Raw genomic sequence first — 25,101 nt, 5'->3', positions numbered from 1 at the left:
ATGCCCGGTCGGAGAGCCGATCGGCTCCGACCATGGCTTGGACTTCAAGCCTTGGCACCGCATCAGTGGCCGAGCGAGGGCCGCCGAGACCGCGCCAGCCCGGCGCAGGTCCCGCGCAGGTCCCTCACGGGAATCCTCCCCGACGCCGCCGAGACCGCGCCCCTCACCGGGCCGCGCGGACCGGCCGGCCGCAGGGACCGGCGCGGTTGTGCGTCCGCGCAGCTGTATTCAGGGCCTTCCAGGCCCGTACACAGCCGCGCGGCTGCCCGCCCGCCGCTCGCTCTCGGCCCCTCCACACGGAAGAGGCAGCACCCTGTCCACCACCGCTGAACCGACCAAGACCACCTTCCGGGACCTGGGGATCCTCCCGGAGACCGCCGAGGCCCTCGAGTCCGTCGGCATCGTCCACCCCTTCCCCATCCAGGAGATGACCCTCCCGGTCGCGCTGACCGGCCACGACGTCATCGGCCAGGCGAAGACCGGCACCGGCAAGACGCTCGGTTTCGGCCTTCCGCTGATCGAGCGCGTGGTCGTCCGCGCCGACGTCGACGCCGGCCGGGCCGAGGAGGAGCAGCTCTCCGAGTTCCCGCAGGCGCTGATCGTCGTCCCGACCCGCGAGCTCTGCACCCAGGTCACCAACGACCTGCAGACCGCCGGCAAGGTCCGCAACGTGCGGGTGCTCGCCGTCTACGGCGGCCGGGCGTACGAGCCGCAGGTCGAGGCGCTGAACAAGGGCGTCGACATCGTCGTCGGCACCCCGGGCCGCCTGCTCGACCTGGCCGGCCAGAAGAAGCTGAACCTGTCGAAGGTCCGCTCGCTCGTCCTGGACGAGGCGGACGAGATGCTCGACCTCGGCTTCCTGCCGGACGTCGAGAAGATCCTCACGATGCTGCCGGCCAAGCGGCAGACCCTGCTGTTCTCCGCCACCATGCCGGGCCAGGTCATCAACCTCGCCCGCCGGTACATGAGCCAGCCGACCCACATCCGGGCCACCGCCCCGGACGACACCGGCACCACCGTCGCCAACATCGAGCAGCACATCTTCCGTGCGCACTCGCTGGACAAGGTGGAGATGGTCTCGCGCATCCTGCAGGCCGAGGGCCGCGGGCTGTGCATGATCTTCTGCCGGACCAAGCGCACCGCCGCCGACGTCTCCGACCAGCTGACCCAGCGCGGCTTCGCGGCCGGCGCCGTCCACGGCGACCTCGGCCAGGGCGCGCGCGAGCAGGCCCTGCGGGCGTTCCGCAACGGCAAGGTCGACGTGCTGGTCTGCACCGACGTCGCGGCCCGCGGCATCGACGTCGAGGGCGTCACGCACGTCATCAACTACCAGTGCCCCGAGGACGAGAAGACCTACCTGCACCGGATCGGCCGCACCGGCCGGGCCGGCGCGTCCGGCACCGCCGTCACGCTGGTGGACTGGGACGACATCCCGCGCTGGCAGCTGATCAACAAGGCGCTGGACCTGCCGTTCAACGAGCCGGAGGAGACCTACTCCACCTCGCCGCACCTGTACGAGCTGCTGAAGATCGCCAAGGGCACCACCGGCGTGCTGCCGCGTTCCGAGCGCACCCGGGCCGGCCTGAACGCCGAGGAGGTCGAGGACCTCGGCGAGACCGGCGGGCGCGGTGCGCGTTCGGCCGGCGGCCGCGGCCGGAACGGCTCGCGGGGCGGCTCCGGCCGTTCCGACGCCGCCGCGCCCGCCGAGGAGAAGCCGGCCCGCCGGACCCGTGAGCGCCGTCGCACCCGCGGTGGCGCCGCGGTCGCGGGCGACGCGGCCACCGCGCCCGTCGCCGAGGCCGTCGAGGCCGCCGCCGTCGAGGCTCCGGCCGTGCCGGCCGCCGAGGGCGCCGAGGGCGCGGCACCGCGCCGCCGCCGTCGCCGTCCGCGCAGCACCGCGTCGGGCGAGACCGCCGTCGCCGCGGTGGCCGAGGCTGCGGCCGAGATCGCCGAGGCCGCCGCACCGCCGGCCGCCCCGGCCGCCGACGCGCCCGCGGAGAAGCCGGCCGCCAAGCGCACCCGCAGCCGGGCCAAGGCGAAGGCCGAGCCCGCCGCCGAGGCCGCTGCCGCCCCGGAGGCCGGCGGCGACGCACCGGCCGAGGCCCCGGCCCCGCGCCGCCGGACCCGGACCCGCCGGCCGGCCGCCGCCGCGGCGCCCGAGGCGACGCCGGAGGGCTGACCGCCGCCGCACCGCCCGGAGGGGGCGGTCCGGATCCCCGTCGGGACCGGGCCGCCCCCTCCGGCGTCCCCCGGGTCGGCCGGCCCGGCCCGGGGGACGCCCGCCCGACTACCCTCAGGGGTTACCGGCCGGTCACCCCGGCCGCCGGCCGCACCGCAGGAGCCCCAGGAGATCCGCCCATGAGCACCCCGCCGTTCCTCACCCTCCCCCACTGCGCGCGCCCGCTGCGGCTGGCGACCGCGCGCGGGGAGTTCGCCGCGCTGCGGGCCGAGCCGGCCGGCGCGGTACGCGGGTCGGCACTGCTGGTACCCGGCTTCACCGGCAGCAAGGAGGACTTCATCGCGCTGCTGGAGCCGCTCGCGGCGGCCGGCTACCGGGTGACCGCGATCGACCAGCGCGGGCAGTACGAGACCGGCGGATCGGACGACCCGGCCGAGTACGCCGTCGACGCGCTGGGTACGGACGTCCGGGAGCTCTCCGCCGTCCTGCGGTCCGAGCCCGGGGGCGACACCGGCCCGCTGCACCTGCTGGGCCACTCCTTCGGCGGCCAGGTGGTCCGCGAGGCGGTCCTCGCGGCCGCGGCCGAGGGCCCGCTGCCCTGGCGGTCGCTGACCCTGATGTCCACCGGCCCGGGCGCGATCGACCCGGCGGAGGCGGAGCGGACCAAGCTGCTGCTGTCGGTGCTGCCGACGATGAGCCTGGAGGAGATCTGGCAGGTGCTCCAGCAGATGGAGGAGGGCTCCGGCGACCCGGCGCGCCGCCCGGCCCCCGAGGTGACGGACTTCCTGCACCGCCGGTGGGTGGCCAACGTGCCGCAGGCGCTCGCCACCACCGGCGGGCACCTGGTGGCCGCGCCGGACCGGGTGGACGCGCTCGCGGCGGCGGCGACCGCGGCCGGACTGCCCCTCCTGGTGCTCTCCGGCGTCCGGGACTACGCCTGGCCGGTGCCGGAGCAGACGGCGATGGCCGAGCGGCTGGGTGCCCGTCGCGTGGTGGTCGAGGACGCCGGCCACTCCCCCAACGCGGAGCAGCCCGCCGTCACCGCCGAGGCCCTGACCGGGTTCTGGGCCCTGGCTCCGGCCGGGGCCTAGCCACCCGCGGCCTGCCGTAGGCCCCCCGCGCGGTGGTCCGCAGGATGACCTGCAGGACGATCCGCGGGGCAAACCACGGGACAAAATTCGTTAGTTGCGGTAATATTTGATTCTGTCCGGGAATCATCGTCGCCATCGACGTCGGCGTGAATCCGCCGAAACCCGGGCTTCACGGACGGGCAACGGCCCGGTAGCAACACCACGCGACAGTGGTTCACGAGGGACCAGGCGTGCCCGGCAAGCAGGGGGAGCCCTTTGCCGCAGCAGACCGTCGACCCCGTCGACCGTTCGACCCGACAGACCGAGAAAGGGCTGATACCGACTCAGCCACGACCGCCCCGCCCGACGGGGCCGGGAAAGGAGACGCCCATGCGCTTCGAGATCCTCCGCCTGGACGACGCCCACGGCACCGCCACCGACCGCCTGATCGCCGACGCCGAGACCGTCCGCGAACTGGTCCAGGCCGCCGCCAGCACCGGCGAACGCCTGCTCATCCGTCCGTGCCCGACCGTCTGACCCGGCGCGGCGCCCCCGCCCCGGGGACCTCACCCGCCGCCGAAGAGCCGGGAGCGTCCGACTCCGACGTCCCGATACCCGACTGACGCCCCGTCGCCGCACCGGCGATGACGGGGCGTCAGTGCGTCCGGCCCCGCCGCCGCCCGGGCGGGCCGACGTTTGCCGCCGCCCGCGGCTGGACATTCCCTACCGGGAGCCGCCCGTTCCGCGCCCACCCTGCGCGGGGCCGGGCGCCGCCACCGACAGGTGCCGCCGAGCCCTCCGTACGGGTGATCGTCCTTGACGCGGCGGTCCGGAGGGAGGAGCGTTGTCGGCTATGAGGGGCGAGCCAAGCTGCCCGAGGTGCGCCGGTAGGGTCCGCGCCCCCGGTCTGTTCTCAGACACCTGGCAGTGCGACCGGCACGGCGCCGTGCACCCGATGCAACCGGTGCTGCCCCCGAGCGTGGAGGCGCTCGGCGTGGCCGTCGCCCGCTCGCAGGTCCCCGTCTGGCTTCCCTGGCCGCTGCCGGTCGGCTGGCTGTTCACCGGCATCGCCCACGTCGGCGACGACGTCTCGGGGGCCCGGGCCACCGCCGTCGCCTGCTCCGGCCCGGCGCCGCTCGGCGGCTTCGGGGAGCTGGTCCTGGTCGCGGAGGAGCTCGGCGTCGGCCTCGGCGCCCGGTACGCGGGGCTGGCCGGGCCGGACCCGGGCGAGTCCGTCGCCCTCTACAAGCCCGCCGACGCCAAGCTGATGGCCGCCGGGCGGCCCACCCCGATGTTCCACGTCCCGGACGCCCCCGCCGACCGCGCGGTCTTCGTCGGCGAGGCCCGCGGGCTCTGGCTCTGGGCGGTGGCCTGGCCGGAGCAGTCGGCCCTGGTGATGTACGACGAGCTGGTCCTCACCGACCTGCGCGAGGCCGGCGCCGAGCTGGACCTGCTGCCCTGCGGGGCGCTCTCCCCCCGCCTGCTCGGCTGACCGCCGCACTATCCTGGGCGCCAGCCGACCCCAGGGAGCCCCGCCCGTGCGCATCGACCTGCACGCCCACAGCAACGCGTCCGACGGCACCGACAGCCCGGCCGAGCTGGTCGCGGCGGCGGTCGCCGCGGGCCTGGACGTGGTGGCGCTGACCGACCACGACACGGTGGCCGGCCACGCCGAGGCCGCCGAGGCGGTGCACGCGCTGCCCGCGGGCACCCGGCTGACCCTCGTTCCGGGCGCCGAACTGTCCTGCGTCGTCGAGGGCGTCAGCATGCACCTGCTGGCCTACCTGTTCGACCCGGCCGAGCCGGCCTTCGCGCAGGAGCGGGAGCTGGTGCGCACCGACCGGTTCCGGCGCGGGCGGGCGATCGTCGAGCGGTGCCGGGCGCTGGGCGCGGACATCAGCTGGGCGCAGGTCCAGCGGATCGCGGGCGCGGGCTCGGTGGGCCGCCCGCACATCGCCAGCGCGCTGGTCGAGGCCGGCGTGGTGGCCACCGTCTCGGACGCGTTCACCCCGCAGTGGCTGGCCAACGGCGGGCGCGCGGACGTCCGCAAGCACGAGACCGACCCGGTCGAGGCCGTCCGGCTGGTCCGGGCGGCCGGCGGGGTGCCGGTCTTCGCCCACCCGGGCGCGGTCAAGCGGGGGCGCACCGTCCCGGACCAGGTGATCGCGGACCTCGCGGCGGCCGGTCTGGCGGCGCTGGAGGTCGACCACACGGACCACGACGAGGCCGCCCGGGAGCACCTGCGCGCGCTGGCGGGCGACCTCGGCCTGCTGACCACCGGGTCCAGCGACTACCACGGCACCCGTAAGACCGTCCGGCTCGGCGAGCACACCACCGATCCGGCCGTCTACGAGGCGCTGGTGGCCCAGGCGACCGGCGCGAAGCCCGTCGGCGGCTGAGCCGAGCCGGCCTCGCCGGCTGGGCCGAGCCCGGCGACGGGCGCGGAGCCGCCGGCGCCCCGAGCGCGGCCCCGGCGCGTGCGCCGGGGTGCGGGAGCGTCGACCGTGGTGCGGCGCCGCCGCGGCGCTGGCCCGCGGTCCGGGCCCGGTTCCGGGCCGGGGTCGAGACGCCACGCCGCCGGGCCGGGGTCGAGACGCCACGCCGCCGGGCTGGCGCCGCATCGGCTGAGTCGGGGTCAGTCCAGCGGAACCGCGCGGCGCTCCGGGTCGCGCAGATCGGTCCCGTGCTTGAGCCAGCGCTCCTCCAGGGCCGCCGCCCCGTGCACCCGCTTCCAGCCGGCCTCGTTCGGGGTCATCGGCAGCAGTGGCAGGAAGCGGACCGGATCGGCCGGCTCGTCCAGCTCCAGATCGGGCACCAGGCCGCCCGGTTCGGCGGTCAGCACCGAGGTGAACGGCGCACCCTCCCAGAGCGGGGAGCCGAGGTCCAGCGAGCCGCCCGGGGCCACCACCAGGCCCTCCACCTGCGGCGTCGCGGCGAAGGTGGCCAGTGCCCGGAGCACGCCGTCACGGCCCCCACGGACCGTCAGGACCAGTTCGGCGCGCGGGCCGCGGACCTGGTCGGCGACCGGTGAGGTCGGATCGGCCATCGGGGCCGCGGACATGCCGAGCGTCGCGTAACGGACCAGGCCCTCGGCGTCGGGGCCGAAGCGCAACACCTCGATCCGGTCCGTGCCGAGGAAGGTGACGGCGGCGCGGCCGCTCGGTTCGCCGAAGGCGGTCAGCAGCCGGGCCTCGACGGCGGCCAGCACCGCCTCCCGGGTGAGGCCGGAGGAATCGTGGCCGCCGGAGTGGCCGGACGTGCCCGAGGGATCGCCGAAGAGCGGGAAGTCGTGCGCCATGCCGGTGAGCGTAACCCGGGCCGCCCCCGGGGCGGCACGACCGCCGCCGGAACACCGCAGCGGCGATGGCCGGTCAGATGTTAGTGTGAGCGACTGGCCACCGGGGATCCTTCCACCGGGGCAGCGGCGCGAAGGAGGTGGTTGCGGTGGATACCAGCCGACCATGCAGTACCGGCAGCTCTACCCGGCCCGGACGCCCTCCCCGTACCCCCCGCCACGCAGGCTGAAACAGCACCCACGAGAGCTGTGATCGCCGCGCTCGCGGATCGCCGAGGCGGCGTCGGACCGGCCGGGAGAGCACCCCACCGGCGTCCGGCCGTTCCAGCGCGTGCCCCAGCAAGGCCGAGGACCGACCGCGGACGTCTTTCACACCGGTGTTCCTCCGCCGTCGCACCACGGCCTGCACCACCGCGCCGCCGTGCGGCGGCTCCTGCCCCAGGGAGCCTGCCATGTCGATGATCAACAGCCTGCGCGCCGCCGTCCGCACCAACCGCCGCCGTTCGGCGGCCGGCCTGTTCGACTCGATCCACCCCGGCGCGTCCACCTCCGCCGTGGTGGACTGCGCGGTGTACCAGCACGGCAAGCGCAGCGGCGACAGCTGCACCCCGCGCGAGGCCGTCCGCCGCGTCAAGGCCTCGCAGCAACTGTCGGACGATGCAGGATCGTTCAGCTGGATCGGGCTGCACGAGCCGACCGAGGCCGAGTTCGAGGGCATCGCCCAGCGCTTCGGCCTGCACCCGCTGGCGGTCGAGGACGCGGTGCACGCGCACCAGCGGCCCAAGGTCGAGCGGTACGACGACGTGCTGTTCGCCGTCTTCAAGACGATCCGCTACGTCGAGCACGACCAGCTGACCCCGACCAGCGAGGTGGTCGAGACCGGTGAGCTGATGGTCTTCGCCGGGCGGGACTTCGTGATCACCGTCCGGCACGGCGGGCACAGCTCGTTGCAGGAGCTGCGGCACCGGCTGGAGGCGGACGCCGACGGCACCGGGCTGCTGGCCAAGGGCCCGTCCGCGGTGCTGCACGCGATCGCCGACCAGGTGGTGGACAACTACCTGCTGGTCGCGGACCGGCTGCAGACCGACGTGGACGAGATCGAGTTCGACGTCTTCTCCAACCGCGGCGGCCGGGGCACCGACGTCGGCCGGGTGTACCAGCTCAAGCGCGAGGTGCTGGAGTTCAAGCGGGCGGTGGCGCCCCTGCTGCGGCCCATGCAGCAGCTCTCCGAGCCGCTGCAGCGGCTGGTCGACCCGGACATTCAGAAGTACTTCCGGGACGTCGCCGACCACCTCGCCCGGGTCACCGAGCAGGTGCACGGCTTCGACGAACTGCTGAACTCGCTGCTCCAGGCCAACCTGGCGCAGGTCTCGGTGGCGCAGAACGAGGACATGCGCAAGATCACCGCCTGGGCGGCGATCTTCGCCGTGCCCACCATGATCACCGGCGTCTACGGGATGAACTTCGACTACATGCCGGAGCTCCACCACAAGTACGGCTACCCGATGGTGCTCGGCAGCGTCGTCCTGATCTGCATCGGGATGTACCGCGGGTTCCGCCGCAACGGCTGGCTCTAGGCGCGTCCGAGGCCGCCTCGGCGCCCCCGCCGCTACCGGCGGCCGCCGCGGGCCACCAGGACCAGCCCCAGGAGGATCAGCAGCACGGCCGGGTAGGCCGCCACCGGCGGCCACTGGCCGAGCCAGAGCGCCGCGATCAGCGCGGCGCCCGGGGTCTCCAGCAGGATGGCGGTCGAGGTGACGGACGGGCCGAGGGTGCGCACCACCCGGTTGCTCAGCGAGTGGCCGAGCAGCTGGGCCGTGACCATGAGCAGCGCGATCTGCCACCAGACGCCGGCCGGCCAGCCGCCCATCGGCGTTCCGGCCACCAGGCAGATCGCCAGCAGCACCACCGCCGTGGTCGCGTAGCAGACCAGCGTGTACGCGGTGGTGCTGACCGTCTTGCGGACCTCGGCCCCGATCAGCATGTAGCCGGCCGCCGCGAGGCCGGCGCCGAGCGCCAGCGCGTCCCCCAGCAGCGCGCGCGGTGACAGCGACAGGTCGACCCCGGTGAGCACCAGCACGCCGGTGAACGCCACCGCCGTCCCGATCCAGACCGCCCGGGGCGCCCGGACGCCGAACAGCCGCATCAGCAGGATGGTCCAGAGCGGGGTGGTGGTGACCAGCGCGGTAGCCGAGGCCACCGAGGTCATCCGCAGGCTCGGCATCCAGAGCGCGAAGTGGACGGCCAGCAGCGCGCCGGCCGCCGCCGCCAGCAGCAACTGCCGACGGCCGATCCCGCGCAGCTCGGCGCGGTGGCGCAGCAGCGCGTACGGGCCCAGCACGCCGACCGACATGACGTTGCGCCAGAAGGCGATCGCCAGGGCGGGCGCTGCGGTGGCACTGATCAGCGGCGCCGACAGCGAGATGCCGGAGACCGAGACCGCGAGCAGCAGCAGGTCGATCCTGGGGAGCGGGCCCGCCGGGGCCGTGGGCTCGGCAGGGCGGGGTGCGGTGCTGGCGGACGCTGCGGTCGCGGGCCGGGCGGCGGGCACGGAGCTCCTCCGGTTCGTGGTGCTGCGGCCGGGCGGCCGGTGGTCGGCCTCCTAAGGTAAGGCCCGTGCGGCCGCCACGGAACTGTCGCCCGACGGGTGAGACATCCCGTGGACGCCGCAGGCCGTACGCTGTGCGCCATGGACCGCACGCCTGCCGCCGCCGCGAACGCCGACGACTTCCTCGACCGGGCCCTGCTGGAGGAGGCCGCGAAGAAGTCCGGCCTGCTCTGGGTCCGCGCGGACGGCGAGGAGCACAGCCGGGCGCTCTGGCACGCCTGGCACGACGGCGCGGTGGTCGTGGTCGGCGACGGTGGCGAGCAGCCGCTGCACGGGCTGACCGCCGGCTCCGGCGCGCTGGTGACCGTCCGCAGCAAGGACAAGGGCGGCCGGCTGACCGGCTGGCCGGCCCGGGTGCGCGTGCTGGAGCCGGGGAGCGAGGCCTGGCAGGGCGCCGTCGAGGAGCTCAAGGGCAAGCGGCTGAACGCGCCCGACACCGACACCGTCACCGACCGCTGGGCGAGGGAGTGCCGGGTGCTCCGCCTGGAGCCGGTCGCCGGGCTGACCGAGCGGCCGGGGGAGATGCCGGACGCCTCGCACGCAGCCGCACCGATGCCCACTCCGGCCACCACCCGGATGCCGATCCCGGCCGGCCTGCCCAAGCTGCTGTTCAAGCGCCGCCGGGGCTGAGCCTGCTGTTCGAGCGCCGCCGGGGCTGAGCCGCCCGCTTCTCGTCCGTCGGCCTCCGCCACCCGGCGGAGCGCGCGGGGCCGGTGGCTCGCCGGGCCGAGCCCGGGGAGCCCGGGTAGATTGGCCGCGGGGCGCTGCGTCGCGCCCCCGTGCGTCGAGCGAGTCGAGGGAGTCCATGGCAGGGCCAGGCAGCCGGGTCTTCATCTCGCACCTCTCCGGCATCGCCGTTTTCGACCCCAACGGCGACCAGGTCGGCCGGGTCCGCGACGTCGTCGTCACGCTCCGCCTGGGCGGGCGGCCGCCCCGGGTGCTCGGGCTGGTGGTCGAGGTGATCGGCCGGCGCCGGATCTTCCTGCCGATGACCAGGGTCACCAGCCTGGAGACCGGCCAGGTGCTCACCACCGGCGTCATCAACATGCGCCGGTTCGAGCAGCGACCCTCCGAGACCCTCGTCCTCGGCGAGCTGCTGGACCGCACCGTCACCTGGAGCAAGACCGGCCAGGAGGTCACCGTCCTGGACGTGGCCATGGTGCAGACCCGACTGCGCGAGTGGGAGATCGGCAAGGTCTTCGTGCAGGTCGGCCGGGTCGGCCGGCTGCGCAAGGGCCGGGGCGAGACGCTCACCCTGGACTGGCGGGACGTCACCGGTTTCGCCCTGCCGGAGGAGGGCCAGGGCGCCGCCAACCTGCTCGCCACCTTCGACCAGCTGCGCGCCGCCGACCTCGCCAACGTCATGCACCACCTCTCCGCCAAGCGCCGCGCGGAGGTCGCCGCCGCGCTGGACGACGAGCGGCTGGCCGACGTCCTGGAGGAGCTGCCCGAGGACGACCAGGTCGAGATCATCGGCAAGCTGAAGGACGAGCGGGCCGCCGACGTCCTGGAGGCGATGGACCCGGACGACGCCGCCGACCTGCTCTCCGAGCTGCCCGGCGACGAGGCCGAGCGGCTGCTCCAGCTGATGGAGCCGGACGAGGCCGAACCGGTCCGCCGGCTGCTCAAGTACGAGGAGAACACCGCCGGCGGTCTGATGACGACCGAGCCGATCGTGTTGGAGCCGGACGCCACGGTGGCCGAGGCGCTGGCCCGGGTGCGGATCTCCGACAACAAGCCGGCGCTGGCCGCGCAGGTCTTCGTCTGCCGCCCGCCGAACGAGACCCCGACCGGCAAGTACCTGGGCACCGTGCACTTCCAGCGGTTGCTGCGGGAGCCGCCGTACACCCTGGTCGGCTCGCTGGTCGACGACGACCTCGACCCGCTGCCGCCGAACACCCCGCTGCCGCTGATCACCAGCTACCTGGCGTCCTACAACATGGTCGCCGCCCCCGTCGTCGACGAGGCCGACCACCTGGTCGGCGCGGTCACCGTCGACGACGTGCTCGACCACCTGCTGCCCGACGACTGGCGCGAGGCCGCCCTGCACGGGCCCGCCGAGGAGAGTGAGACCGCCGGTGGACGCTGACCGCAAGGGCCGCCGCGACGACAGCCTCCGCCAGCGCCTGCACGGCGAACTCCGGGAGCTGCGGCAGCTGCGCGAGCTGCGCTCGCGCGAGGGCGTCCGCGAGCGGCGCTCCGAGGCGCCCTCGGCCGGCCCCGGGCGGTCCCGGCTCGACCAGCCGCGCACCACCCGGCCCGGCCTGATCACGCTGCCCACCTACGACCCGGAGGCCTTCGGCCAGCTCTCCGAGCGGATCGCGCGCTTCCTCGGCACCGGGCGGTTCATCGTCTGGATGACGGTGGTGGTCATCGTCTGGGTGGGGTGGAACACTCTGCTGCCGGACACCGTCCGCTTCGACGACTACCCGTTCATCTTCCTCACCCTGATGCTCTCGCTGCAGGCCTCGTACGCGGCGCCGCTGATCCTGCTCGCGCAGAACCGCCAGGACAACCGGGACCGCGTCAACATGGAGCAGGACCGCGCCCGCAGCGACCGGAACATCGCCGACACCGAGTACCTGACCCGCGAGGTGGCCGCACTGCGGCAGGGCCTCGGCGAGGTCGCCACCCGGGACTTCGTCCGCTCCGAACTCCAGTCGCTGCTCAAGGAGATCGACGACCGCCGGGAGTCCTCCGAGGTGCTGTGACCGGCAGCACGCTACCGACCGGTTAAGCGGTCGGTCCGGCGCCGTACCATCAAGGCATGGCCAACGAGACAGAGGTTGCGGCCGGCGTCACGGAGGAGTCCGTGCGCCAGGCGCTGGCGACCGTCAACGACCCGGAGATCAACCGCCCGATCACCGAGATCGGCATGGTGAAATCGGTCGAGATCGCCGGGGACGGCGCGGTGCGCGTCGCGGTCTACCTGACCGTCTCCGGCTGCCCGATGCGCGACACCATCGTCACCCGGGTCCGCGAGGCGGTCGGCCGGGTGCCGGGCGTGACCGGGGTCGAGGTGGAGCTCGACGTGATGAGCGACGAGCAGCGCAAGGAGCTCTCCCAGCTGCTGCGCGGCGGCGCCCCCGAGCGGGAGATCCCGTTCGCCAAGCCCGGCACGCTGACCCGCGTCTACGCGGTCGCCTCCGGCAAGGGCGGCGTCGGCAAGTCCTCGGTGACGGTGAACCTGGCGGCCGCGATGGCCGCGGACGGCCTGAAGGTGGCCGTGGTGGACGCCGACATCTACGGCCACAGCGTGCCGCGGATGCTGGGCGTCGAGGGCCGGCCCACCCAGGTCCAGGACATGATCATGCCGCCGCAGGCGAACGGCGTGAAGGTCATCTCGATCGGCATGTTCACCCCGGGCAACGCCCCGGTGGTCTGGCGCGGCCCGATGCTGCACCGCGCGCTGCAGCAGTTCCTGGCCGACGTCTGGTGGGGGGACCTGGACGTCCTGCTGCTGGACCTGCCGCCCGGCACCGGCGACATCGCGATCTCGGTGGCCCAGCTGGTCCCGAACGCGGAGATCCTGATCGTCACCACCCCGCAGATGGCCGCCGCCGAGGTCGCCGAGCGGGCCGGCACCATCGCGGTGCAGACCCACCAGAAGATCGTCGGCGTGATCGAGAACATGTCCGGCATGCCGTGCCCGCACTGCGACGAGATGATCGACGTGTTCGGCACCGGCGGCGGCCAGACCGTCGCGGACGCGCTCACCCGGACCGTCGGCGCCACCGTGCCGGTGCTCGGCTCGATCCCGATCGACGTCCGGCTGCGCGAGGGCGGCGACGACGGCCGCCCGGTCGTGCTCGCCGCCCCCGACTCCCCGGCCGGCGCCGCCCTGCGCGCCGTCGCCGGCAAGCTCGGCGGCCGCCAGCGCGGCCTCTCCGGCCTCTCCCTGGGGCTCACTCCGAAGAACAAGTTCTGAGGACGGCGGAAGGGGCCGGACGCGTTCGGCGTCCGGCCCCTTCCGGCTGTCCGGGGGCGGCCCGGCCGGTCCATGCGGCCGACGGGGACGGTCGGACACGCCCTACGGGCGGGTGTAGACGGTGAGGTCGGGGACGGTGGCGAAGCCGGTGCCGTAGGCGCTGACGCCGCGGCCGAAGGCGCCGAGCAGGACGCCCGGGGCCTCGCCGGCGAGCACCCAGCCGTACTCGGACTCGCGGTAGCGGAAGGGCTGCGGCAGCCCGTTCACCGGCAGGCTGAGGGTGGACCAGCCGGGGCCGGCCAGGTCGTCGGCGAGGTCCCAGGCGAGGGAGCTCTGCTGGTCCAGCCAGTCCTGGCGCAGCGCGCGGTCCAGCTGGCCCGGCCAGGTCGCGGCGAGCAGGCCGGAGCCGGCCAGCCAGGCCGCGGAGGAGGCGGAGGTCGCCTCGAGGGTGCCGGTGTTGTCGGCGCTGCGGCGGCTGTCCCGGCGGGCGACCGTGACGACCACGGCGAACTTCCGCGTGTCGCGCGGCTCGTACTGTCTGGCCGGCTCCTCGCCGTGGCCCAGCGTGCCGTAGTCGACGCTGCCGGGCGCCCCGGCCCGCGGGCCGCCGGCGCCGGCCTGCATCAGGTAGCGGCGGCCGGTCCAGCCGTCGTCGAGGCCGTACCAGGGGAAGTCCGCGGTCAGGTAGGGCACCAGCGGGTCCGCCGGACCGGCCTGGCCGCCGACCACCCGGCCACCGGCCGTCGCCGTCCCCACCGCATGACTCGTCGCGTCCATCCCCGGGCCTCCTCAACGCACGTATCCTGCCGCGGCGAGCTCCCATGGTGGCCTACCGCGGCGTTCCCGGCGGCGTCTTCGGTCCGGAACGGGCCGGAAGTGACTGACGGCACAGCGGGAACAATCAGCACAATAGCGGCGCACACGCCACCGCCCCGCTCAGCCGTGCGGCCGAGCGGGGCGGTGGTGTCGCCGCGGACTACGTCGCGTCGGGATCGAACGGGGGGCGCTCACCCGGGCCGAGCGGGGCACCGGCGCCGGCCGCCGCCGGGGCGGGGACGGTGGACTTGTCCATGCTGACCGTGCCGGCGCGGCCGTGGCCGTTCACCGCCGGGGCCGGCTTGTCGTCCAGCACCGAGCGGATGTCCAGGCCCTCGCGCATCTCCTTGAGGCCCAGCGGGTCCTCGTTGCCGCCCATGAGCTGCTTGCGGACGAAGGTCTTGGGGTGGAGGTCCTCGAACTCGAAGTCCTTGAACTCGGGGCCCAGCTCGCTGCGGATGTCCTCCTTCGCGTTGTCGGCGAAGGACCGGATCTTCCGGATGAAGCCCATGGTGTCCTGGATCAGCTTCGGCAGCTTGTCCGGACCGAAGATCACGATGGCCATGATGACCAGGGTCAGGATCTCCAGTGAGCCTACGTCGCTGAACAACTAAGCTCCCTAAGCTCGTCGGGCAACAGTTCCTACCAGCGTAATGGCCACCGACGGGTCCGCGGCCCACACTGTGATGAAGCCGTGGTGAAGACCCGCCGATGGCCGCCCCCTGGAAGGCCCGAGTGGCTACCGGTTCTCGTGGTGCAGCCCGGCGAGGCCGGAGCTGGGGGTGCGGTCCGGCAACGCGTACGGCGGGGTCGCCTCGCGGTTGGCCGACACCGGGCGGACCGAGAGGTCCACCGGGACCTTCGCGGTCATCGGGACCGGGCCGCCGCCGCTGCGGCCGGTGTCGCCGACCGGGCTCACCGAGGTGCCGTGCTGGTCCTCGCTCTGCGTGGTGAGGCCGCCCACCCCGCCGAGCGTCACCGCGGCCACCGAGAAGGCCCCGGCGGCGGCGAAGACGAGCCGGCGGCCGCGCGGCGGCGCCGGCCGCAGCACCGCCGGACCGGTGGAGGCCGCCGCGGCCTGGGGCCGCACCGACTGCTCCGGGCGGACCGGCTGCTCGGGGCGGGCGGCGCGCCGCCCCATCAGCGGACGCAGCACGGACCCGCCGCGCCCGAAGGCACGCGGGTCGACCCCCGGCACCGGCGCGTCGGCGCCGAGCGCACCGCCGCCGAAGGAGGCGCCGGCGCCGCGACCGAAGGAGCCGCCGTTCAGCCGGCTGCCGCCGAGCGTGCCGCCGCCGGCCTCCGGCCGGGGGGAGCCCCAGGCGGCCGGGAGGCCGCCCCCGGGCAGGTCGTCGTCGTCCCGGCGGGGCCGCTCGGCAGCCCCCGGCCGGTCGTCCTCCTCCAGGGCGCCGACGGCCATCAGCCGGGCCATCAGCGCCGAGGACGGGCCGGGCGTGTCGGTCCGGGTCAACAGGTGCTTGACGGCGCGGCCCTCGTCGGCCTCGGCGAGGCACTGCGGACAGGTGGCCAGGTGCGCCTGGACGCGGTCGCGCGAGTCGTGGCCGAGCTCGCCGTCGACGAAGGCGGAGAGCCGCTCACCCAGGTGGTGCTCCTCGGCCGGCTCGGCCGGGCGTACGGCGACCGCGCGCAGCGCGGGCGCGCCCGGCAGCGCGCCGGCGGGCGGCACGGGCGTCTCGGGGCCCTCCTGGTGGCGGCGGCCCAGCTGGGCCCAGCCGCTGCGGCGGGTGGCGGACCGGCCGCTCGACTCCGGCCCGCCCGGCCCCGATCGGCCGGTTCCGCTCACGATCGCCTCCGTCCGCGCCCGCCCGGGGAGCCCGGGGCCTCCCCGACCACGGCGCCGACCGGCACCGGCTCGGGCTCGGCGGAGCCGCCCCGGCGCTCGCGGCCGGGGGCCGCGCCGGGCGCGCGGTGCTTGAGCGCGGCGCGCAGGTGCGAACGGCCGCGGTGGATCCGGCTGCGGACGGTACCGAGCTTGACGCCGAGCGTGGCGGCGATCTCCTCGTAGGAGAGGCCCTCGATGTCGCAGAGCACCACGGCGGCCCGGAACTCGGGGGCGAGGGTGTCCAGCGCCTGCTGGACGTCGGCGTCGAAGTGGGTGTCGCTGAAGTGCTGGGCCGGGCTGGGCTCGCGGCTGGCCAGGCGCTCGGCCGCGTCCTCGCCGAGCGCGTCGAAGCGGATCCGCTGGCGCCGGCGGACCATGTCCAGGAAGAGGTTGGTGGTGATCCGGTGCAGCCAGCCCTCGAACGTGCCGGGGGTGTACGTCGACAGCGACCGGAACACCCGGACGAAGACCTCCTGGGTGAGGTCCTCGGCGTCGTGCTGGTTGCCCGTCAGGCGGTAGGCCAGGCGGTAGACACGGGCGCTGTGAGCCTCGACGATCTCCTCCCAGGTGGGCGGAGTCCAGGTCTGCGCGTCGGGGCCCTCGGCGAAGCTCGCGAGAGCGGCGGGGGCCTCGGCGGTACCGGCGGCCGGCGTCTCGGCGGCCGGCAGGTCCAGGGGGGAGTGCGCAGGCTGGTTCATCACGGGCTTCGGCGTACGGGCCGACGCGGTGCCGCGGAGATGCCGCCGCACGGGGACGTCGCCCTCGGCCACACCTCCTCGGTCGGCTCTTCTGCCCAGCAGGGCCACCACCATATCCACCTCACCCGTCAAGCCCGGATAAAAGTGCCCCGGTTGTCAAGCCCCGGGGGCCGGCCCGGGAGGCGTCGCCTTCACCGGGTCCCTTCTCCAGCAACGGCCCGCCGCCGTACGCGGTTCCCGGGCGGCCAGTAATCTGTGGCAGGAAATATCGACATCCGCATCGACCACGCTCCGCGCCGGGCCGCCACCCGGGGCTCCGAAAGAGGCAGCCATCAGCGAGTTCGGGCCCGCACGCGCGGCCCTCGCCGACACCTACGTCGGGGAGGACGCGGTGCTGACCTACGCCCGGGCGCAGTCCGCGCGGACCGGCATCAGGGCGATCGGTCCGAGCGGCGGCGCCTGCCTGCGGCTGCTCGCGGCGGCGCTGGACGCCAAGGCGGTCGCCGAGATCGGAACCGGTACGGGCGTCTCCGGCGTCTACCTGCTGCGCGGGATGCGGCCGGACGGCGTGCTCACCACCGTGGACTCCGAGCCGGTGCGCCAGCAGCTGGCGCGGGAGGCGTACCAGGCCGCCGGGTTCGCGGCCAACCGGTCCCGGTTCATACCGGGCCGGGCACTGGAGGTGCTGCCCCGGCTCGCGGACGGCCAGTACGACCTGGTGTTCTGCGACGGCGATCCGGCGGAGTCCCGGGAGTACCTGGCGGAGTCGCTGCGACTGCTGCGGCCGGGCGGGATGGTCTGCTTCGAAGGGGTCTTCCAGGAGGGCCGGCTGGCCGAGCCCGAACTCCAGGACCCGCAGACCCACGCGGTGCGCGACCTGGTCCGGGACGTCCGGGAGAGCGAGGCGCTGCTGCCGGCGCTGCTACCGGTCTCGGACGGGCTGCTCTGCGCGGTCAAGCGCTGACCGGTCCCCCACGCGCCGTACCGGGCCGCCGCCGGCGGGTGCCGGGCGGCCGGGAGGCGGGACGCCCGGGGGCCGGGGGCACGGGTCGGGGCCCGGGAACCACAGAGCCCGGGCCGACGAATCGTCGTACCCGGGCCCGGCAGCACATCTCCAGGAGACGGCGAGCACCCGCTGCGGTCAGCCGCAGGCCTTCTTCAGGGCCTCGCCGAGGGCGTCGGCCTCGTCAGGCGTGAGCTCCACCACGAGGCGTCCGCCGCCTTCGAGCGGAACGCGCATGATGATGCCCCGCCCCTCTTTGGTGACTTCGAGCGGGCCGTCACCCGTCCGCGGCTTCATGGCCGCCATGCTCGTTCCCCTTCCTGCAACCGCTCAGCTACGCACCGGCAGTCCGTCCACCGCCGGTATCGAACGCATTGATCGGAAGCCATTATCCCGCATGCCACGGCCTGATGACCAACATCACTCTCGGTGCAACCAGGGCCGGATCCACCCCAAGCGGGGTATTTCCCTGCATAAGCCCCGGCGCGGCGGCGGTCCGTACGCCACCGAAAGGTGCGATACCTCACACTCCCCACGCGGCCGCGCGCTCCGGCATCCTGACAGGCGACCGACCCGTCGACGATCACAAGGGAGTCCCTCGCCCATGTCCGATTCCGTGCTGTACGAGCTGGACGGCGGCCTGGCCGTCATCACCATCAACCGTCCGGAGGCGATGAACGCGCTGGACACCGCGACCAAGGTGGCGCTGCGGGACACCGTGGCCGCGGCGGCCGAGGACCGGGCGGTGCGGGCGGTGCTGCTGACCGGCGCCGGCGACCGGGCGTTCTGCGTCGGACAGGACCTCAAGGAGCACCTCGGCATGCTCAAGCGGGCCGAGGAGACCGGCGAGGGCGCGTTGAAGACCGTCGCCGAGCACTACAACCCGCTGCTGCGGGCGCTGGCCGGGATGCGCAAGCCGACGGTGGCCGCGGTCGGCGGCGTGGCGGCCGGTGCGGGCGCCTCGCTGGCCTTCGCCTGCGACTTCCGGATCATCGCCGACACGGCGGGCTTCAACACCGCGTTCGCCGGGATCGCGCTGACCGCCGACTCGGGCGCCTCCTGGACGCTGCCCCGGCTGGTCGGGCACGCCAAGGCGACCGAGCTGCTGATGCTGCCGCGCACGGTGAAGTCGACCGAGGCGATGGAGCTGGGGCTGGCCACCAAGGTGGTCCCGGCGGCCGAGCTCGCCGCCACCGCGCGGGTCTTCGCCAAGGAGCTGGCCGAGGGCCCGACGGTGGCGTACGGCGCGATCAAGGAGTCGCTGGCGTACGGCGCCGGGCACACGCTGGACGAGCTGCTCGACAAGGAGGACGAGCTGCAGACCCTGGCCGGCGCGAGCGAGGACCACCGGATCGCGGTCCGCGCCTTCATCGCCAAGGAGAAGCCGGAGTACCTGGGGCGCTAGACGCGACGCGGGCCGCGGGCGTGGCAGTCGGCGAGGTGGTCGTCGACCAGCCCGCAGGCCTGCATCAGCGCGTACGCGGTGGTGGGGCCGACGAAGCGGAAGCCCGCCTTCTTCAGCGCCTTGGCCAGCGCCGTCGACTCGGGCGTGACGGCCGGCACCTCGTCCGGACTGCGGGGGGCCGGCCGGTCCGGATCACCGGCGAACCGCCAGATCAGGGCGTCCAGGCCGCCGTCGAGGTCGCGCGCGATCCTGGCGTTGGCGATCGCGGCCTCGATCTTGGCCCGGTTGCGGATGATGCCGGTGTCGGCGAGCAACCGCTCCACGTCGTCCGGGCCGAACTCGGCGACCTTCGCGATCTCGAAGCCGGCGAACGCGGAGCGGAAGCCCTCACGGCGGCGCAGGATGGTGATCCAGGACAGCCCGGACTGGAAGGCCTCCAGGCAGACCCGCTCGAACAGCGCGTCGTCCCCGTGCACCGGGCGGCCCCACTCGGTGTCGTGGTAGACCCGGTAGTCGTCCGCCGAGTCGCCCCAGGCGCAGCGGCGCAGGCCGTCCGGGCCGACCACCGCCCCGCCCGCGCTCACCGGCCCTGGCCCGGCTCGGCGTCCTTGGGGCCGGCGGCCGGCTCGGCGTCCTTGGGGCCCGCGGCCGGCTCCCCGCCCTTGCCCAGGTGGACGGCGGGTTCGACCACCTTGGCGAACGCCTCCAGGCCGGGCAGCGGCTCGGCGCCGGCGTCCGGGCGGTCGGTGGCCTCGACGGCGCCGCGCACCGCGGCGAGGGCCTCCAGCTCGGCGATCCGGGCGTCCCGGTACGCCAGTTCCGCGCCCAGCCGGTCCAGCACGTCGTCCACCTCTTCCATCCGGTAGCCGCGCAGGGCCATCGGCAGCCGGATGTCGGCGACGTCGTCGTGGCTCAGCGGACGGTCCTGCGGCAGCCGCACGGCGATCCGGTCCTGCTCCGCCTCCGGCAGCGAACCGCCCCCGCCGAGCGCCACCAGTGCGGCGCCGCCGACCACCACGGCCATCGCCATCACGATCACCCAGAACACGTGCGGTCCTCCCGAACTCCCGGCCGGCCCCCGTCCCGGTGGGATCATGGTTCCCGAGAGGCCGGGGGCCATCATCGCACCCGCAGCAGCTGTGGAGGAGATATCGGTGGCACTGCGCCTGGGACCACGGGAATTCGGGGACGACGAGCTGGTGATCATGGCGATCGTCAACCGCACCCCGGACTCGTTCTTCGACAAGGGCGCCACGTTCGCGGACGAGGCCGCGTTCGCCGCCGCCGACCGTGCGATGGCCGAGGGCGCCGCGATCCTGGACATCGGCGGGGTGAAGGCCGGGCCGGGCGACGAGGTCACGGTCGAGGAGGAGCTGCGGCGCACGGTGCCGTTCGTGGCGGAGCTGCGCAAGCGCCACCCCGAGGCCGTGATCAGCGTGGACACCTGGCGGCACGAGGTCGGCGAGGCGGTCTGCGACGTGGGCGCGGACCTGCTGAACGACGCCTGGGGCGGGGTGGACCCGAAGCTCGCCGAGGTCGCCGCCCGGTACGGCGCCGGCCTGGTCTGCACGCACGCGGGCGGCGCCGAGCCGCGCACCCGCCCGCACCGGGTCGGCTACGAGGACGTGATGGCGGACATCCTGCGGGTGACCGTCGGGCTGGCCGAGCGCGCGGTGGAGCTGGGCGTGCGGCGGGACTCGGTGATCATCGACCCGGGGCACGACTTCGGCAAGAACACCCGGCACTCGCTGGAGGCGACCCGGCGGCTGCCGGAGATGACCGCGACCGGGTTCCCGGTGCTGGTCTCGCTCTCCAACAAGGACTTCGTCGGCGAGACGCTGGACAAGCCGGTCGACGAGCGGCTGCTGGGCACGCTGGCGACGACGGCGGTCTCGGCCTGGCTGGGCGCGCAGGTCTACCGGGTGCACCAGGTGGCGCAGACCCGGGAGGTGCTGGACATGGTCGCCTCGATCCGGGGCACCCGTCCCCCGGCGGTGGCCCGCCGGGGGCTGGCGTGAGACCCGGGTCCCGGGCCTCGTCCGGAACCTAGATCTCGTCCACCGGGCGGCGGGCGTCGGCGAGGATCTTCAGGACCTCGTCGATCTCGTCGGTGATGTGGAAGAGCTCCAGGTCGTGCGGGGCGGCCTTGCCCTGTGCGACGAGCGTGTTCTTCAGCCAGTCGAAGAGCCCGCCCCAGTACTCGCTGCCGAAGAGGATCACCGGGAAGCGGGTGACCTTCTTCGTCTGCACCAGGGTGAGCGCCTCGAACAGCTCGTCCAGCGTCCCGAGGCCGCCGGGCAGCACCACGAAGCCCTGCGCGTACTTCACGAACATCGTCTTGCGGACGAAGAAGTAACGGAAGTTCAGCCCGAGGTCGACGAACTCGTTGAGCCCCTGTTCGAAGGGCAGCTCGATGCCGAGGCCGACGCTGAGCCCGCCGGCGTCCGAGGCGCCGCGGTTGGCGGCCTCCATCGCGCCGGGGCCGCCCCCGGTGATCACCGCGTAGCCGGCCTCGGCCAGCGCGCGGCCGATGGCCACGCCGGCCGCGTACTCGGGCGAGTCGACCGGTGTCCGGGCGGAGCCGAAGACGCTGATCGCGGGCGGGAGTTCGGCCAGCGCGCCGAACCCCTCGACGAACTCGGAGGTGATCCGCAGCACCCGCCAGGGATCGGTGTGCAGCCAGTCGGTCGGGCCGGTGGTGTCCAGCAGGCGCTGGTCCGTCGTGCTCTCGCCGACCTGGTCCCGGCGCACCAGCACCGGGCCCTTCTGCTTCTCGGGCCACGCCTTCTTCGGGCGCGGCTCACCCACCCGCTCGGGACCGTGACCGTACTGCTTCTCGTCTCCAGTGCCTGTCATGACGAAACCCTACGCCCGTTGATCCCCGTTTTCAGGCAACGGGGGGAGGACGGTCGGGCGACCGGAAGGTGGCGTCCGGCCGCCGCCCCTCCGGTCGCCGCCGGCCGGGTCAGGCGGTGAGCCAGGCCCGCAGCCGCTCCTCGGTCTCCGCGATCGCGGAGAGCGAGCAGTGCTCCTCCCGCTTGTGCGCGAGGTTCGGATCGCCCGGTCCGTAGTTGACCGCCGGGACGCCGAGCGCGCTGAACCGGGCCACGTCGGTCCAGCCGAACTTGGCCCGGGCGACGCCGCCGGTGGCGGCCAGAAAGGCCCGCGCGGCGGGCTGGCCGAGGCCGGGCAGCGCTCCGGGGGCGGAGTCGGTCACCGTCACCTCGAAGCCGTCGAAGACCTCGCGCAGGTGCTTCTCCGCGTCCGCCTCGCTGCGGTCGGGCGCGTAGCGGAAGTTGACCGTCACCACGCACTCGTCGGGGATGACGTTGCCGGCCACGCCGCCGTCGATCCGGACCGCGTTCAGGCCCTCGCGGTACTCCAGGCCGTCGATCTCCACCCGGCGCGGCCGGTAGTCGGCGAGCCGGGTCAGCACCTCGGCGGCGCGGTGGATGGCGTTGTCGCCGAGCCAGCTGCGGGCCGCGTGGGCGCGCACGCCGGTCAGCCGGACCTGCACCCGCATGGTGCCCTGGCAGCCGCCCTCGACGGCGGCGCCGCTGGGCTCCATCAGCACGGCGAAGTCGGCGGCCAGCCAGTCCGGGTGCGCGGCGGCGAGGTGGCCGAGGCCGTTGCGGTGGGCCTCCACCTCCTCGCAGTCGTAGAAGACGAAGGTGAGGTCCCGGTTGGGCTCGGTCAGGGTGGCGGCCAGCCGCAGCTGGACGGCGACGCCGGACTTCATGTCGGAGGTGCCGCAGCCGTAGAGCAGGTCGCCCTCGACGTAGGAGGGCAGGTTGTCGGCGATCGGCACGGTGTCCAGGTGCCCGGCGAGCAGGACGCGCTCGCCGCGGCCGAGGGCGGTCCGGGCGACCACGTTGTTGCCGTACCGGTCCACGGTGAGGTGCGGGTAACCGCGCAGGGCGGCCTCCACGGCGTCGGCCAGCGCCTGCTCGTCGCCGCTGACCGACGGGAAGTCGACCAGGGCGGCGGTCAGCGCGCCGCCGTCGAGGGTGAGGTCCAGGGGCGTCTTCGGGCTGCTCATGGTCGCCAGCGTAGTCCCGGCGCCCCGGCGCGCCACGCCCCCGCTGTGGCAGCGCTGTGACACCGGGACGGCAACCTACGGCCCCGCACATCCGTCCGAGTGGGTACGGTGTCGGTTCAGGTGATCGGTGGAGAGGGGCGGCGGTGGCCAGGAGGAAGAGCGGCAGGCGGAACGGCGACGCGGCGCCCCGACGGCGCCGTCGGCCGCTGCGCGTGGTGCTGATCGGCCTGCTGGTGCTCGCGGCGGTCGCGGTCGGCCTGTTCTGGCTGCGCGACCAGAAGCTGACGCCGGAGGGCTGCTCGGTGAAGACCCCGGCCGGCGAGGGGACGCTGGAGGTCCCGCAGGCGGCCAACGCCGCGACGATCGCCGCCGTCGCGCACGCCCGCGGCCTGCCCGACCGGGCGGTGACGATCTCGCTGGCGACGGCGATGCAGGAGTCCAAGATCCGCAACCTGGCGGGCGGCGACCGCGACTCGGTCGGGCTCTTCCAGCAGCGGCCCTCGCAGGGCTGGGGCACGGCGGAGCAGATCTCGGACCCGGTCTACGCGACCAACAAGTTCCTGGACGGCCTGGTCAAGGTGCCCGGTTACACCCGGCTGCCGCTGACCGACGCGGCCCAGCAGGTGCAGAAGAGCGGCTACCCGCAGGCGTACGCCAAGCACGAGACCAAGGCGACGCTGCTCGCCTCCGCGCTCACCGGCCGGGAGGCCGCCTCGCTCAACTGCGTGGTGCACGACTTCGCCGCCCCCGAGCCGGACGGGGACACCGCCTCGCCGAGCGCCTCCGGGGCGCCCTCCACCTCCCCCGCCGCCCGGCCGGACCGCACGCAGGTGCTGACCGACCGGGTGCGCCGCGAGTTCGGCCGGACGGTCAACCCGGCCGCCGGCTACAGCTCCACCATCAAGGGCGCCGAGAACGCCGTCTCGCTCACCCCCGACCCGGCCGCCAGCACCGACGCCGGCCCGGAGGCGGAGCGCCAGAACGGCTGGGAGGTGGCCCACTGGGCGGTGACGCAGGCCCAGAAGCTCGGCATCGAGACGGTCGCCTACGACGGGAGGATCTGGCGGAAGGGCAAGTCCGAGGACGGCTGGAAGCCGCAGCCGACCGGGACCTCGACCAAGCTGGTGCTGGTCACCCTGGCCGCCCCCGGCAAGAGCTGACGCACTGGTGTCCGGGTTGCCGCTGAACGGGTGAAACCGGTCAACCCCGGTGGACGCCCGGCCACCCGCCGCCGGCCGGGTGCAGAACCGTCACTGCCCTTGGCCCACCCGGCGTCCGGCCGGTCAGGCGGGGTACCTCCGGGCCGATGACATCGGCCATACGATCCGATCGTCGGTCAGGTCCATTTCTTGCACCGGCCGAAACCTTCTGGCTTCTCAAGCGGTAATGACGTCGTCCGCCCGGCGGACGGGACGGACCCAAGACCCTTCGAGGAGCCCCATGTCTCACCCCCTCACGCGCCGGATCGCCCAGGCCGCGCTGCTCGTGGCGGCCGGCGCGACCCCGCTGGTCGCGGCCGGCTCCGCGTCCGCCGCCGACGCCCTGCTGCCCAAGTCCGACCTGGCGGCCCCGCTGGGCCAGCTGACCAACACCGACGCGGGTTCCACCCTCCAGCACACCACCCACGAGCTGGGCCGGGCCGCCGGCGACACCGGCGCCGCCACCGTGGCCGCGGGCGTGCCGGCCACCGCCGACGCCACCGGCAACATCGTCGCCCACCAGCTCCCCGAGGCGAACGAGAAGGCCGGCTCGCTGACCGCACCGGTCGACAAGACCGCCGCCACCACCGGCCAGCTCTCCGGGCTCACCCCGAAGGTCGCCGCCGCGCTGGCCGGCAAGGTCGGCGAGGCGGTCACCGGGACCCAGGCCCCGGCCGGCCGCAGCGCGGGCGCCGGTGCCAACCCGATCGGCGGGCTCTCCCAGACCGCCGGACTGACCCAGGGCCTGCCCGGCACCGGCTCGCTCACCGGCGCCGTCCCCGGCGCCGGCGCCCTGACCGACGCGCTGCCGCTCGGCGCGCTGCAGCGTGTGCTGCCCGCCGAGGCCACCTCCGCGGTGCCCGGCGCCGACGTGCTGGGCCTCGCCGAGCACGGCTCGGCCAACCGCCTCGGCGGCGCGGACCTCGGCCCGAACTCCCCGCTCTCCGGCCTCAGCCCGATCACCGGCCTGCTCGGTGCCATCGGTGGCGGCGGCCTGGGCGGCCTGCCGATCGGCTGA

The 25,101-nt window shown here is 74.6% G+C and carries 26 protein-coding genes; 15 read left to right on the top strand and 11 right to left on the bottom strand.

What is annotated here, in order from left to right; translation table 11 throughout:
• Positions 1 to 208 precede the first annotated feature (208 nt).
• The 5 genes from MCM47_RS33415 (at position 209) to MCM47_RS33395 (ending at position 5,648) form a co-directional block, all read left to right on the top strand.
• A complete protein-coding gene (locus tag MCM47_RS33415; protein ID WP_374209251.1) occupies positions 209 to 2,179 on the top strand; it encodes a DEAD/DEAH box helicase in 1,971 nt (656 codons plus the stop codon).
• Positions 2,180 to 2,358: 179 nt separating this feature from the next.
• A complete protein-coding gene (locus MCM47_RS33410; RefSeq protein ID WP_238950058.1) occupies positions 2,359 to 3,270 on the top strand; it encodes an alpha/beta fold hydrolase in 912 nt (303 codons plus the stop codon).
• Positions 3,271 to 3,639: 369 nt separating this feature from the next.
• Complete coding sequence (locus MCM47_RS33405) at positions 3,640 to 3,786, top strand: hypothetical protein (RefSeq protein ID WP_238950056.1); 147 nt, start codon at positions 3,640 to 3,642, stop codon at positions 3,784 to 3,786.
• A gap of 316 nt (positions 3,787 to 4,102) precedes the next feature.
• Entirely contained in the window at positions 4,103 to 4,741 is a 639-nt protein-coding gene (locus MCM47_RS33400; RefSeq protein ID WP_238950043.1) for a DUF6758 family protein, read from the top strand.
• A 46-nt stretch (positions 4,742 to 4,787) separates the two neighbouring features.
• Complete coding sequence (locus tag MCM47_RS33395; protein ID WP_238950041.1) at positions 4,788 to 5,648, top strand: PHP domain-containing protein; 861 nt, start codon at positions 4,788 to 4,790, stop codon at positions 5,646 to 5,648.
• A gap of 236 nt (positions 5,649 to 5,884) precedes the next feature.
• On the opposite strand, the gene MCM47_RS33390 is transcribed toward MCM47_RS33395, so the two are convergent.
• Positions 5,885 to 6,547 (bottom strand): suppressor of fused domain protein, encoded by a 663-nt coding sequence (locus MCM47_RS33390; RefSeq protein WP_238950038.1) that lies wholly within the window; start codon positions 6,545 to 6,547, stop codon positions 5,885 to 5,887.
• 449 nt (positions 6,548 to 6,996) lie between these two features.
• On the opposite strand from MCM47_RS33390, the gene corA reads away from it, so the two are divergent.
• Positions 6,997 to 8,121 carry a magnesium/cobalt transporter CorA gene (corA, locus tag MCM47_RS33385; protein WP_238950036.1) on the top strand — a complete coding sequence of 375 codons (1,125 nt, stop codon included), beginning with the start codon at positions 6,997 to 6,999 and terminating at the stop codon, positions 8,119 to 8,121.
• 32 nt (positions 8,122 to 8,153) lie between these two features.
• On the opposite strand, the gene MCM47_RS33380 is transcribed toward corA, so the two are convergent.
• Positions 8,154 to 9,095 carry a DMT family transporter gene (locus MCM47_RS33380; RefSeq protein ID WP_374209250.1) on the bottom strand — a complete coding sequence of 314 codons (942 nt, stop codon included), beginning with the start codon at positions 9,093 to 9,095 and terminating at the stop codon, positions 8,154 to 8,156.
• Between the two features lie 138 nt (positions 9,096 to 9,233).
• Here MCM47_RS33380 and MCM47_RS33375 point away from each other — a divergent pair, with 138 nt between their 5' ends.
• From MCM47_RS33375 to MCM47_RS33360, 4 genes are all read left to right on the top strand, one after another.
• Positions 9,234 to 9,782 (top strand): hypothetical protein, encoded by a 549-nt coding sequence (locus tag MCM47_RS33375; protein ID WP_238950033.1) that lies wholly within the window; start codon positions 9,234 to 9,236, stop codon positions 9,780 to 9,782.
• Positions 9,783 to 9,957: 175 nt separating this feature from the next.
• Positions 9,958 to 11,241: a magnesium transporter MgtE N-terminal domain-containing protein gene (locus MCM47_RS33370; RefSeq protein ID WP_238950031.1), complete on the top strand. Its 1,284-nt coding sequence runs from the start codon at positions 9,958 to 9,960 to the stop codon at positions 11,239 to 11,241.
• A gap of 37 nt (positions 11,242 to 11,278) precedes the next feature.
• Positions 11,279 to 11,863, top strand: a complete 585-nt coding sequence (locus MCM47_RS33365) for a DUF1003 domain-containing protein (protein WP_374209256.1) — start codon at positions 11,279 to 11,281, stop codon at positions 11,861 to 11,863.
• Positions 11,864 to 11,919: 56 nt separating this feature from the next.
• Positions 11,920 to 13,080, top strand: a complete 1,161-nt coding sequence (locus MCM47_RS33360) for an Mrp/NBP35 family ATP-binding protein (RefSeq protein WP_238950021.1) — start codon at positions 11,920 to 11,922, stop codon at positions 13,078 to 13,080.
• A 102-nt stretch (positions 13,081 to 13,182) separates the two neighbouring features.
• Here MCM47_RS33360 and MCM47_RS33355 read toward each other — a convergent pair whose 3' ends face one another.
• The 4 genes from MCM47_RS33355 to sigE form a co-directional block, all read right to left on the bottom strand.
• Positions 13,183 to 13,857: a hypothetical protein gene (locus tag MCM47_RS33355; protein WP_238950019.1), complete on the bottom strand. Its 675-nt coding sequence runs from the start codon at positions 13,855 to 13,857 to the stop codon at positions 13,183 to 13,185.
• 199 nt (positions 13,858 to 14,056) lie between these two features.
• On the bottom strand, positions 14,057 to 14,506 hold the full coding sequence (locus tag MCM47_RS33350) for a sec-independent translocase (protein WP_238950017.1): 450 nt from the start codon (positions 14,504 to 14,506) through the stop codon (positions 14,057 to 14,059).
• Positions 14,507 to 14,635: 129 nt separating this feature from the next.
• Positions 14,636 to 15,700, bottom strand: coding sequence for an anti-sigma factor (locus tag MCM47_RS33345; RefSeq protein ID WP_238950015.1), 1,065 nt, complete (start codon positions 15,698 to 15,700; stop codon positions 14,636 to 14,638).
• Positions 15,697 to 16,437 carry an RNA polymerase sigma factor SigE gene (sigE, locus tag MCM47_RS33340; RefSeq protein ID WP_374209255.1) on the bottom strand — a complete coding sequence of 247 codons (741 nt, stop codon included), beginning with the start codon at positions 16,435 to 16,437 and terminating at the stop codon, positions 15,697 to 15,699. Before sigE ends, MCM47_RS33345 begins: the two co-directional genes overlap by 4 nt.
• Before the next feature lie 331 nt (positions 16,438 to 16,768).
• Between sigE and MCM47_RS33335 the strand changes: the two genes are divergently transcribed.
• Positions 16,769 to 17,401 carry an O-methyltransferase gene (locus tag MCM47_RS33335; protein WP_238950323.1) on the top strand — a complete coding sequence of 211 codons (633 nt, stop codon included), beginning with the start codon at positions 16,769 to 16,771 and terminating at the stop codon, positions 17,399 to 17,401.
• Between the two features lie 177 nt (positions 17,402 to 17,578).
• On the opposite strand, the gene MCM47_RS33330 is transcribed toward MCM47_RS33335, so the two are convergent.
• Positions 17,579 to 17,746: a DUF3117 domain-containing protein gene (locus MCM47_RS33330; protein ID WP_014137929.1), complete on the bottom strand. Its 168-nt coding sequence runs from the start codon at positions 17,744 to 17,746 to the stop codon at positions 17,579 to 17,581.
• Positions 17,747 to 18,044: 298 nt separating this feature from the next.
• On the opposite strand from MCM47_RS33330, the gene MCM47_RS33325 reads away from it, so the two are divergent.
• Positions 18,045 to 18,845: an enoyl-CoA hydratase-related protein gene (locus MCM47_RS33325; RefSeq protein WP_238950013.1), complete on the top strand. Its 801-nt coding sequence runs from the start codon at positions 18,045 to 18,047 to the stop codon at positions 18,843 to 18,845.
• Here the strand turns inward: MCM47_RS33325 and MCM47_RS33320 are convergent.
• Together MCM47_RS33320 and MCM47_RS33315 are read right to left on the bottom strand one after the other, a co-directional pair.
• Positions 18,842 to 19,429, bottom strand: a complete 588-nt coding sequence (locus MCM47_RS33320) for a DNA-3-methyladenine glycosylase I (protein ID WP_308222553.1) — start codon at positions 19,427 to 19,429, stop codon at positions 18,842 to 18,844. The genes MCM47_RS33325 and MCM47_RS33320 overlap by 4 nt on opposite strands.
• Entirely contained in the window at positions 19,426 to 19,893 is a 468-nt protein-coding gene (locus MCM47_RS33315) for a DivIVA domain-containing protein (protein ID WP_238950011.1), read from the bottom strand. The genes MCM47_RS33320 and MCM47_RS33315 overlap by 4 nt, the downstream gene beginning before the upstream one ends.
• 157 nt (positions 19,894 to 20,050) lie before the next feature.
• On the opposite strand from MCM47_RS33315, the gene folP reads away from it, so the two are divergent.
• The gene (gene folP / locus MCM47_RS33310; protein ID WP_238950301.1) at positions 20,051 to 20,863 is read left to right on the top strand and encodes a dihydropteroate synthase; all 813 of its coding nucleotides are present in this window, start codon (positions 20,051 to 20,053) and stop codon (positions 20,861 to 20,863) included.
• A 28-nt stretch (positions 20,864 to 20,891) separates the two neighbouring features.
• Here the strand turns inward: folP and MCM47_RS33305 are convergent, their stop codons facing one another.
• Together MCM47_RS33305 and dapE are read right to left on the bottom strand one after the other, a co-directional pair.
• Entirely contained in the window at positions 20,892 to 21,701 is an 810-nt protein-coding gene (locus MCM47_RS33305) for a TIGR00730 family Rossman fold protein (RefSeq protein ID WP_238950009.1), read from the bottom strand.
• Between the two features lie 109 nt (positions 21,702 to 21,810).
• Positions 21,811 to 22,884: a succinyl-diaminopimelate desuccinylase gene (dapE, locus tag MCM47_RS33300; RefSeq protein WP_238950007.1), complete on the bottom strand. Its 1,074-nt coding sequence runs from the start codon at positions 22,882 to 22,884 to the stop codon at positions 21,811 to 21,813.
• Between the two features lie 143 nt (positions 22,885 to 23,027).
• Between dapE and MCM47_RS33295 the strand changes: the two genes are divergently transcribed.
• Both MCM47_RS33295 and MCM47_RS44190 read left to right on the top strand, forming a co-directional pair.
• A complete protein-coding gene (locus tag MCM47_RS33295; protein ID WP_238950005.1) occupies positions 23,028 to 24,044 on the top strand; it encodes a hypothetical protein in 1,017 nt (338 codons plus the stop codon).
• A 280-nt stretch (positions 24,045 to 24,324) separates the two neighbouring features.
• Positions 24,325 to 25,101 (top strand): hypothetical protein, encoded by a 777-nt coding sequence (locus MCM47_RS44190; RefSeq protein WP_238950003.1) that lies wholly within the window; start codon positions 24,325 to 24,327, stop codon positions 25,099 to 25,101.

It is taken from the genome of Kitasatospora sp. A2-31 (assembly GCF_022288725.1).
Lineage (GTDB): Bacteria > Actinomycetota > Actinomycetes > Streptomycetales > Streptomycetaceae > Kitasatospora.
Note: the sequence above shows the minus strand (reverse complement) of the source record. Positions and strands in the feature narration are given on the sequence as shown.